The sequence below is a fragment of the Streptomyces katrae genome (genome assembly GCF_000966975.1).
GTDB lineage: Bacteria > Actinomycetota > Actinomycetes > Streptomycetales > Streptomycetaceae > Streptomyces > Streptomyces katrae.
Window position 1 is genome coordinate 1 of record NZ_JZWV01000271.1, and the last position, 1294, is coordinate 1294.

At 69.2% G+C, this 1294-nt stretch carries 1 protein-coding gene; it reads left to right on the plus strand.

Annotated features, from left to right (window positions below; translation table 11 throughout):
• Nucleotides 1–858: bestrophin-like domain (locus VR44_RS11510; RefSeq protein WP_342669310.1), on the plus strand; the 858-nt coding region annotated here is incomplete at its 5' end.
• Nucleotides 859–1294: the final 436 nt, after the last annotated feature.

Below are 1294 nucleotides of genomic sequence, written 5' to 3' on the forward strand. Positions count from 1 at the left end.
GAACAGGTGGAACGCGGCCCGCACGGGCAAGCCCGGCCGGGGCTGCCCGTGCGGGCCGCGGAGGGGGACACCGTGAAGCTGTGGCTGCTCAACCACCTGCCGACCGGCTGGCTGGCCGCGCTCGTGGTCGGCGGGATCATCTTGCTGGCCCTCGTCGGCAGCATGCTGGCCACGCGGTTCTTCCCGGTGCTCGCGGCCGGTGAGAACAACGACATGGTCGGGGTGGTGCTGGGGATGTTCGGCGCGATCTACGGAATCATCCTGGCCTTCGTGATCGTGAACCTGTGGACGGATCTGCAGACCGCCCGGACGGTGGTCGCCGCCGAGGCCAGCGCGGTCTCGCAGATCGTCCGCGACGCCGAGGCATTCCCTCCCGGGACCCGTACCGCCGTGCACGACCGCGTGGACAACTACGTCCACACCGTGGTGGAGCGGCAGTGGCCGATGATGCAGGTCGGCAGGGGCGACGCGGCCGTGACTTCGCAGGCGGTGGACGACCTGTACCGGGTGCTCGCAGCATACGAGCCGCGGTCGTTCTCCGCGCAGGCCTTCTACCAGGAGGCCCTGGACAGCCTGAACGAGGTGGCCGCCCAGCGGCGGGCCAGGATCTCCCAGAGCCATGACGAACTGCCGGCCCTCCTCCAGGTGCTCATCTACGGCGGAGCCGCCGTGATTGTCCTGATCACCCTCCTCTACGGGGTGCGGGACCGACGGGTGCGGCTGCTGTTCGTCGGGTCGGTGGCGGCGCTCATCGGGTTCAGCCTGCTGCTCGTCATCGTGCTCGACTGTCCCTTCGCGGGGGACATGAGCGTCTCGCCGCAGCCTTTCAAGGCCAGTGCCCTGGCCCGGTTCTGGTGAGCGGGCCAGGGCGTCCATGGCCATGTTGATCAGTGAGAACACCTGCTCATCCGCCCCGTCGTACTGAGGGGTGTGGGTGAGCACGGCATACAAGGCGACGCACCCACCCGGGGCCGTGGTGCCCTTCCGCCGGCGTGAACAGGGCCGTCAGCGTGACACTCACCGCTCATCGTGCCGGGTGAGGAGGCCGACGCGCTGCGCCCACACAGCGGCCTGGTCCTCACGCGGAAGACCCCCCTTCGGTGTGTTACGCCTGACGGCCGCTCGCGGGCCGTGACCGGCCGTCAGATGGGTGGGGTGGGGTTTGGGAGGAAGGTGGGGGAGGGGCGTTTGGCGCGGCAGAGGTCGTGGTGCTGATGGTGCGCGATGAGGGCCGCTTCGAGGCGGGAGGTGACGCGCAGTTTGTGGAGCAGGCTGGTGATGTGCTTCTTGACGG